This window comes from Desulfobacter sp. (genome assembly GCF_050177295.1).
This window is the reverse complement of sequence record NZ_JBFXHE010000188.1, coordinates 1-8,308: the sequence shown is the minus strand read 5'-3', so window position 1 is coordinate 8,308 and position 8,308 is coordinate 1. Positions and strand designations below refer to the sequence as shown.

The 8,308-nt window shown below is 51.0% G+C and carries 10 protein-coding genes; 5 read left to right on the top strand and 5 right to left on the bottom strand.

Features of this window, described 5'->3' with window-relative positions; genetic code table 11:
• The 4 genes from AB7U36_RS13630 to AB7U36_RS13615 all read right to left on the bottom strand — a co-directional run.
• A partial coding sequence (locus tag AB7U36_RS13630; protein ID WP_428160304.1) for a formate--tetrahydrofolate ligase occupies positions 1 to 653 on the bottom strand: 653 nt, incomplete at its 3' end.
• Positions 654 to 670: 17 nt separating this feature from the next.
• Positions 671 to 1,684: a type I glyceraldehyde-3-phosphate dehydrogenase gene (locus AB7U36_RS13625; RefSeq protein WP_428160303.1), complete on the bottom strand. Its 1,014-nt coding sequence runs from the start codon at positions 1,682 to 1,684 to the stop codon at positions 671 to 673.
• A gap of 219 nt (positions 1,685 to 1,903) precedes the next feature.
• Entirely contained in the window at positions 1,904 to 3,421 is a 1,518-nt protein-coding gene (locus tag AB7U36_RS13620) for a transglycosylase SLT domain-containing protein (RefSeq protein WP_428160302.1), read from the bottom strand.
• 114 nt (positions 3,422 to 3,535) lie between these two features.
• Positions 3,536 to 3,718, bottom strand: a complete 183-nt coding sequence (locus AB7U36_RS13615; RefSeq protein ID WP_428160301.1) for a dual CXXC motif small (seleno)protein — start codon at positions 3,716 to 3,718, stop codon at positions 3,536 to 3,538.
• Between the two features lie 112 nt (positions 3,719 to 3,830).
• On the opposite strand from AB7U36_RS13615, the gene yedE reads away from it, so the two are divergent.
• Genes yedE through AB7U36_RS13590 form a run of 5 tightly spaced genes read left to right on the top strand, consistent with a single transcriptional unit; the run spans position 3,831 to position 6,910 of the window.
• The gene (yedE, locus tag AB7U36_RS13610) at positions 3,831 to 4,928 is read left to right on the top strand and encodes a YedE family putative selenium transporter (protein WP_428160300.1); all 1,098 of its coding nucleotides are present in this window, start codon (positions 3,831 to 3,833) and stop codon (positions 4,926 to 4,928) included.
• Between the two features lie 27 nt (positions 4,929 to 4,955).
• Positions 4,956 to 5,174, top strand: a complete 219-nt coding sequence (locus AB7U36_RS13605) for a sulfurtransferase TusA family protein (RefSeq protein WP_428160299.1) — start codon at positions 4,956 to 4,958, stop codon at positions 5,172 to 5,174.
• A gap of 5 nt (positions 5,175 to 5,179) precedes the next feature.
• Positions 5,180 to 5,734 carry a DUF3343 domain-containing protein gene (locus tag AB7U36_RS13600; protein WP_428160298.1) on the top strand — a complete coding sequence of 185 codons (555 nt, stop codon included), beginning with the start codon at positions 5,180 to 5,182 and terminating at the stop codon, positions 5,732 to 5,734.
• The gene (locus AB7U36_RS13595; protein ID WP_428160297.1) at positions 5,725 to 6,609 is read left to right on the top strand and encodes an NAD(P)H-hydrate dehydratase; all 885 of its coding nucleotides are present in this window, start codon (positions 5,725 to 5,727) and stop codon (positions 6,607 to 6,609) included. The genes AB7U36_RS13600 and AB7U36_RS13595 overlap by 10 nt, the downstream gene beginning before the upstream one ends.
• Positions 6,610 to 6,658: 49 nt before the next feature.
• Complete coding sequence (locus AB7U36_RS13590; RefSeq protein ID WP_428160296.1) at positions 6,659 to 6,910, top strand: hypothetical protein; 252 nt, start codon at positions 6,659 to 6,661, stop codon at positions 6,908 to 6,910.
• On the opposite strand, the gene AB7U36_RS13585 is transcribed toward AB7U36_RS13590, so the two are convergent.
• Positions 6,892 to 8,133: a saccharopine dehydrogenase family protein gene (locus AB7U36_RS13585; protein ID WP_428160295.1), complete on the bottom strand. Its 1,242-nt coding sequence runs from the start codon at positions 8,131 to 8,133 to the stop codon at positions 6,892 to 6,894. The two genes, AB7U36_RS13590 and AB7U36_RS13585, sit on opposite strands and share 19 nt — an antisense overlap.
• Between the last annotated feature and the right edge of the window lie 175 nt (positions 8,134 to 8,308).

Sequence of the window (8,308 nt, the reverse complement as noted above, 5' to 3'; positions counted from 1 at the left end):
GATTTCATCATGAAACCGTCGAACTTGCCGTTTACGCCGTCAATACCGATGATGATGTTACGTAAGGCCTGGCAGCAGAAATCCATGACCCAGCCCATTTCAATATTGGTGGGATCAATGTCGATTCTCTTCATGCCCGAGAGGCGTTCCAGTTGTTCGTCCGTATAGTTTCTTTCATGCTGCAACCGGGAGGTCAGGGCAACCATGGCCAGGTTGTGGGCGTTCATGATGGCGTTGATGTCGCCGGTAAATCCCAGGGAAAAGGGCGTTAACGGAATGCACTGGGAAAGGCCGCCGCCGGCGGCAGATCCCTTGATGTTCATGGTCGGGCCCCCCGAAGGCTGACGGATGGCTGCGGAAACCCGTTTCCCAAGTTTTCCAAGGCCCTGCACCAGGCCTATGACAGAGGTGGATTTGCCTTCGCCAAGGGGGGTGGGGGTAATGGCGGTGACATCAATATACTTTCCGTTGGGCTTATCCTTAAGACGGTCAAGTACTGTCATGGAATCAATTTTACCAATGTAATGCCCATGGGGCAGCAGTTCTTCCTTGGTCAATCCGAGTTTTTCACCGATTTCATAAATGGTGAGCATGTTTTTTTCCGCATCTTCTGCAATTTCCCAATCCGCATGCTGGGTTGGATCTAAGGCCATGACAAAATTCCTTTACTTTATTTATCAAGGGCGGCAATTGTGGTGTCAAGCATCCTGTTGGAATACCCCCACTCATTGTCAAACCATGCCTGGATTTTTACAAGCCGTGATCCCGATACCCGGGTCTGGGGCAGATCAACAATGGCGGACCTGGGATCATGGTTAAAATCACAGGACACCAGCTGTTCGTCATTCACCCCTAGGATGCCGCTTAAATCCGATTCTGCTGCCCGGGTAAGCAGGGCATTGACCTGGCCTGCATCTGTGTCCGACCCCACCACAAGGGCAATGTCCATGATGGAAACATTGGTGGTGGGAACCCGGATGGCCAGGGTTTCAAATCTGTTGTCCAGATGGGGCAGGATCCTGCCGATCCCCTTTGCAAGGGAGGTGGTCACCGGAATAATGGACTGCAGGGCAGACCTTGTTTTGCGCAGATCTGTATTATATGCGTCAATCACAGGCTGGTCGTTCATGGCAGAATGAATGGTGGTGATTGAACCGCTGTCAATGCCAAGCACAGCGTCAATGACGCTTAAAATGGGAATCAGGCAGTTCGAGGTGCAGGAGGCATTGGAAATAACCGCATGTCCGGCTTTCAGGCTGTTGTGATTCACCCCGTATACAATGGTGGCGTCCATTTCATCTTTGCCGGGATGGGAATAAATAACCTTTGCAGCACCGGACAGGATATGCAGTTTGGCGGCCTGCCGGTCATTGAAAATACCGGTGCAGTCCAGAACCGCGTCCACCTTAAGGTCTTTCCAGGGCAGGTTCCCGATGTTTTTTTCCTGGAGCAGGCAGATCTCATCGTTTTCAATGGCCATACCCCGGGCGGTTTTCCTTAGATTCCCGGGGAACCGTCCATGGGTGGAATCAAACCGGGTCAGATGAAACACAGTATCCGGATGCCAGGCTTCATTAACGGCCACAAGGCAAAGCTTTTCCCTGTATGCCCTGGACTCGTAAAGGGCACGCACTACGCAACGTCCGATCCTTCCATATCCGTTCACTGCTATCTTATATGCCATTACCAGACTTCCTGAACTGTTTGGTGTTAATAAAAAAATATTTCTAATACCCGGGAAATACGGCCTGTGTCAAGGCAAGGCCGCAGGCTTGATACAAAAATTGATACAAAAGACTGCAACACAAAAGCGTTGCACGATTAAGCCGGCCCTTAGTCAGGCGCAACTTGCTTTTGTGCTAGAATGATTCCCGATATGGGGCTGGGTCATTGATATCATTGATTATAAATTTTCATGCGTCAGCACAGGGGGAAGATTTGGAAGCTTGGGTTGATCCGGGGTCAGCTGGGGCTTTGCAGGCTGCTTTGGGGGCCACGGCCCTGTTTTCGACTGGGCCAGGGATTCCGATCTGGGAACCCCGGCAGCCCGGAGGGGCTGGGTCTCTTCTTTAAACGGGATTTTCAGGGTCTGGCCAATATGGATCACCGCCTTTTTTCCAAGACCGTTCAGTCTGATCAGATTTTTAAGGGGCACCTTGTAGGCATTGGCAATGCTGCCGGCTGTATCCCCCTTGACCACCCGGTGAAAGGGGGTGGGCCTCTGGGCTGTGCGGTACAACGTTCCAAGGGTTTTGTCCAGCAGGTCCGAAGATATATGCTTGGGCAGATACAGGGTTTGCCCTGGCGGGATGTATTTCATGCCGTCAAAAACCGGTTTTTTTAGCGCCGGGTTCATCTCCTGAAAGGTTTCCAGACTCATTGGCAGTTTGCAGACAAGATCACTTGCAGCTACAAAGCCTTTCACCTTGTACCGGGTCTTTTGTCCGGGTTTATCCAGGGTTATATTGCCGTAATAGTTAACATAATTTTTCGCCACCTGGCGGGCGGCAATAAACTCCGGATAAAAATTGCGCGAGGCAAATTTAAAGGACCGGCTGTTGTAATTTGTGTATATGGCCGGATAGGTCTTGTGCCTATCCTTTGCCCGGGACATGCCGCCAAGGCCGTGGTTGTAGGCTGTAATGGCCATGGGCCAGTTTTCAAGCGTTTCATAATTTTTTTTCAGAAGCCGGGCTGCCCCATGGGTGGAGACAATGGGGTCCCGGCGCTGGTCCACCACATGGTTGATATCCATGAACCGCTTGCCCGTATAATGGGTGAACTGCCACAATCCGGCAGCCCCGGATTGTGAGTAGGCCTGGATGTCATAGGCTGATTCCAGGCATGGCAGGTAGGCCAGGTCTTCGGGCAGGCCATGGGATTTGAATATCATTTTAAACTCATCGATCAGGGCGCCTGAGCGGATTACCCCTTCCATGAAATGCTCTTTTAATCCGGTTTGCACCCGGAGCCTTTGGGCGGCCAGTTTGAATTCCATGGGTTGGGTTTTGCCTGGAAACAGGGCTGCCACTTTTTTTTCCATGGGCGTTTCCGGCACCTTGCCCTTGGAAAGTGTCAGCAATATGGTTCTATATTTTTCAAGGGCCTTTGTTTTTGTCGCCTTGTTTGCCTGGGCAGCTTCCCTGCTCTGGGCGGGATTGAGTTTGATCTCTTCATAAATTCTGGACAGGTTGCCCGTATCGTGGACCAGGGCCTGAGCCCGGGTGTGTTTGGTAAACACATGGGTCCAGAATGTCACATTGGGTTTGATCAGGTCATAAACCGGAAAAAGTTCAGCTTGCCCAGGCCGGGCTGTGGACGGTGCGGCCTGGCAGTCCGGGACAACAATGCCGCAAACACAGATTATAATAATGAGGGTGAAGATAGATAAACAGACCAATTGTCCTGGAAAACGGGCCATATTCACTCCAAAAGAAAAAAACAGGTTGAAGAATTTATTTCCAGGAACAACGCTATCATATCAGGGCTTGATTTTAAATAAATTTGATCATTCTTATCATTACTTATCATAGGCCTAAAGCCGGTTCACCGGTATATTGGCCAGTTTTTCCTCCCAGTAATCATCTATCAGTTCTTTGTATTTCTCCTGGGGGTAGCTTTTGCCGCAGGCGTCGCAGCAGATGATAACATGGGGACAGGCGCGCCTGACAACCAGTTTCCCGCCGCATGACGGGCAGTGTTGGGTGGTTTTTTCCATTTTTTTTCCTTTGTTTTTGTTTGGTTGGGCCTCTTTTCTTTTTCCTCCGGATAACATAAAACAGGCAGACTTGAAATATTTATAAATGAAACGTATAGGAGGTAGTCGGGCTATGGCCAAAAATTTTTTTTCCACCCGCGTGGGTGTCGTTGTTGTGGGCGCTGTGATCGGAATTATTGCCGCTGTTTTACAAAAACTCGGAAATCCGGGAAATATGGGAATCTGCGTTGCCTGTTTTGAACGGGATATCGCGGGTGCCATCGGGTTGCACAGGGCCGGTGTTGTCCAGTATGTCCGTCCTGAAATTATCGGATTTGTGCTGGGTTCCCTGGTCGCTGCCTACAGCTTTAAGGAGTTTAAACCAAGGTGCGGATCAGCGCCCATGGTTCGCTTTGTCCTGGGTGTTTTTGCCATGATCGGGGCTCTTGTTTTCCTGGGTTGTCCCTGGCGGGCCGTGCTTCGCCTGGCCGGCGGGGACCTGAATGCCGTTCTGGGCATTTTGGGGTTGGGGTTTGGGGTCTGGATCGGGGTCATGTTCCTGAAAAACGGGTATAACCTGGGACGCTCCCAGGCCACCCATGCGGGTGCCGGATGGATGCTGCCCCTGGTCATGCTCGGCCTTTTGATTCTTATGGTCATTTATCCCCAGGTGAACGTGGACATAGAAGGCAAAAGCGGCGTACTGTTTTACAGCCTCAAAGGGCCCGGGTCCATGCATGCGCCTTTACTGATCTCCCTTGTGGTGGGCCTGGGTATTGGATTTTTGGCCCAGCGCAGCCGGTTCTGCACCATGGGGGCGCTTCGTGACCTGATCCTGTTCGGCCATACCCATCTGCTTTCAGGCTTTTTATCCCTGCTGATTTGTGCCTTTATTGCCAATGTTGTTCTAGGCCAGTTTCATCCCGGATTTACAGGCCAGCCCGTGGCCCATAACCTTCATGTCTGGAATTTTCTGGGCATGGCCCTGGCCGGACTGGCTTTTGCCCTGGCAGGCGGCTGTCCCGGGCGCCAGCTTTTCCTGGCCGGTGAAGGGGATAACGACGCCTCGGTCTTTGTGCTGGGAATGATTGCCGGTGCAGCCTTTGCCCATAATTTCGGCCTGGCAAGCTCTCCCAAAGGCCTTGGCCCCCACGGCATCGCCGCTGTTATCGTGGGTTTCGCTGTTTGCCTGTTCATCGGATTTGCCATGAGGAAACGCATTGCCGCTTAATTTGAATAAAAAGATAAGGAAAATACAATGAGCAAAATAGTCGATGCAAGGGGGCTTTCCTGCCCCCAGCCGGTATTGATGACCCTGGATGCCATAAAATCCGGAACCGATCGCAAACTTGAAGTTATCGTGGACAACATGGCCTCCAGGGAAAATGTGGTCCGGGCCGCAGAGAGCAAAGGCTGGAAAATTTCTGATATTAAAGACAATGCCGATAATACCCATATTTTTATCCGGAAAGAATAAGAGTTGTGTTCAAACGTGTATCCCGCCTGTTTAACCGGACACAAAAGAATGAGCCCCGGAAGGTAAAGGAAGATCTGGGCATTCTGGTGTTTGAAAACACATCCGAAGTGATTCAGGCGGAGAATTTTTTAAAATCCCGGGGGTGGGAGATCAAGGTGATGGGGCCTCCCCCGGGGCTCCAAAGCGGCTGCGATCTGGTGATCCAGTTTCCCCTCATTGAAGAATTGATGCTGACAAGACAGCTTGAAGAGGCGGGGCTGCCGCCCCTGGAAGTGGTGCCGGTGACCCATCCCCTACTCAAACCCGTGGATCTTTTTCACACCAGGGATTTTGGGGACTACCTCATGGTCCGCGCCGCCAATATGAAGCTTACCATTGAAAAGAAAACAAAAATTATTGTCAATATTTCAGGCGGCGGGTGCCCGGATGTGCCTTATCTTGCCCGGGAAATGGTGGGCAGACACCTGGATGAGGCCCCAAGGCCCGGCAAAATCGGGCATACCCTTTGCGGATATGCCCTGGAACTGGCCCATAAGGAGATGATTCGCCAATGCTCCTGATCGTCGGCACCGTGCCGGATGACACCTTTCCTTTGACCTTTGGGCCGCCGGTCCTGGACGGCGCTGATATGATCGTCAAGGGAATTCGTGTGCCTGTGAACCGGGGAACCCCGGCCCTGGTCGGCGCGGTGCTGGCTGCCTGTCAAGTGCTTGGACAGATGCCGGTTGAAACTGCTCTGGTCGGTGACATCGGCACGGGCAAGGGCAGCCGCAAACTTTATGAACGCCTGTCCCGGGAACTGCCGGGCATGGCGGCAACTACCCTGGCGTTTCACTATCTTCAGCCTGATGTAGACTGGCACAATAAAATCCTGTTCTCCGTGGAAGAGATGGAAAAAAGGCCTGTTCTCATCGCAGATGCCGGTTTCATGTACGCGGCCAAGATGAGCGGCCAGGCCCCAAGCTATGACCTGTTTACCCCGGATGTGGGGGAACTCTCCTTTCTGGCCGACGAAACTGCGCCCCATCCTTTTTACACCAGGGGCTTTATTCTGCACCAGGACAACCAGGTGCCGGATCTTATTGCCCGGGCCTATGAACACCGGAACGGGGCTCGCCACCTTCTGGTCAAGGGCAGTGTTGATTATGTGGTGGCTGATGGTGAAATCACAGATCAGATCAGAAATCCCGCGGCCGAAGCCATGGAGGCCATGGGCGGCACCGGGGACACCCTGACCGGGCTTGCCTGCGCTTTGATTGAATCCGGGAAAAGCATCCCGGAGGCCTGTTGCATTGCCGCCCGGGTCAATCGAATGGCCGGGGTGTATGCCAACCCGACACCCGCCTCGCAGGTGATGGACGTTATTTTGCAGATCCCCAAAGCCCTGGGCAGGGTTCAGGAAACTAGAGACAAGAAACAAGAAACAAGAGGGTGAAGCGCCTGGGGCGCTCATTTTAGCCCTGCATTAAAGAATAATTTAAAAAATGACGGATAAATCAGAAAATCGTTCTTGGACCTGCGCAATTGAGCCTGGCATGACAGTGCTGGACATTGTTTCAAAATACAGCGCCACCCAGGACGTGTTCAAGCGCTGGGATGCCAGGGCAGGGGCATGCATCTGCTGCAACGCGCTTTTTGAGTCCCTTGAAACAGTTGCTGAAAAATACAACCTGGATCTGTCTGCCCTGGTTCACGATTTAAAAAAAGCTGCCGGCAACTACAAAGAGAGCGGTTGATCTTCCCCGTCCTTTATAATTCTGGTTGGCAGTCCTATTTGGTTCAGTATTTTCAGAAACGGAGCCGGGTCCAGCTCCTCAACATTTTTCATCTCTTTACAATCCCATTCTCCCGTAGCAATCAGCATTGCGGCCGCCGCAGGAGGAACCCCGGCAGTATATGCAATGGCCTGGCTTTCAACTTCTTCATAGCAGGCTTTATGATCACAGATATTATAAAGCAGCACCTCTTCATTATCACCATTGATACGGCCTTTTACCAGGTCTGCGATACAGGTTTTGCCGGTATATTGTGCAGCAAGGGATACAGGATCCGGCAAACACGCCTTGACCACTTTTAACGGGACGACTGTGAGGTCTTCTGCCGTGGTAACAGGTTGCTCCGAGAGCAGGCCGATATTTTTCAGCACGGTAAACACATTGATATAATGATCCCCGAATCCCATCCAGAACCGGATGGAATTTGCATCAATATTTTTGGAAAGAGAGTGAATCTCATCGTGTCCGTTCAGATATATGGGCATTTCCCCGACACCCGGGAAATTGTAGACCTGCTTTACTTCAAACATCTGCTTTTTTATCCATTGCCGGTCGATATAGGTCCATACCCCGCCGGTAAACTCCCGGAAGTTGATCTCAGGGTCGAAATTGGTCGCAAAATATTCCCCGTGGCACCCTGCGTTGACATCCATAATGTCAATGGTATCAATCGTGTCGAAAATATATCTGTCCGCATACGCGGCATAGGCATTTACAACCCCTGGATCAAACCCCACCCCCAGAATGGCGGTTATCCCTTTTTTTCGACATTCCCCAAGGCGTTTCCACTCATAATTGGCATACCAGGGCGGGTTTTCGCAGATTTTATCCGGCTCTTCATGAATGGCTGTATCCATGTAGGCCGTGCCTGTATTGATGCAGGCCTGCAATACACTCATATTTATAAATGCAGTTCCGACATTGATGACAATGGCGGTTGCTGTCTGTTTAATCAGTTTTTCCGTGGCAGGAATATCCATGGCATCCAGATGGTACGCTGTGATGGAATACGCCTGGTACTTTTTGCTGCCCTTGCGCTCAATACTGTTTATGATTTTATCACATTTAGACTTTGTTCTTGATGCAATGACAATATTGCCGAGAACATCATTATGCTGTGCGCACTTATGAGCAACAACATTGGACACGCCACCTGCACCGATAATCATCACGTTTTTTTTCATTATCATTTCCTTTTCTTAACCAAAGAGGATGGTTCTCACCCCCACCTAAATAAAACGTATGCCATAACGCACTGTTAAATCCTTAATTCTTTTGAGAGACCTCTTTTATAATCTGCATAAAAGGACTCCTGTATTACATCAATTTGCCCGTCAGTACGCATCACTGCCACTGACG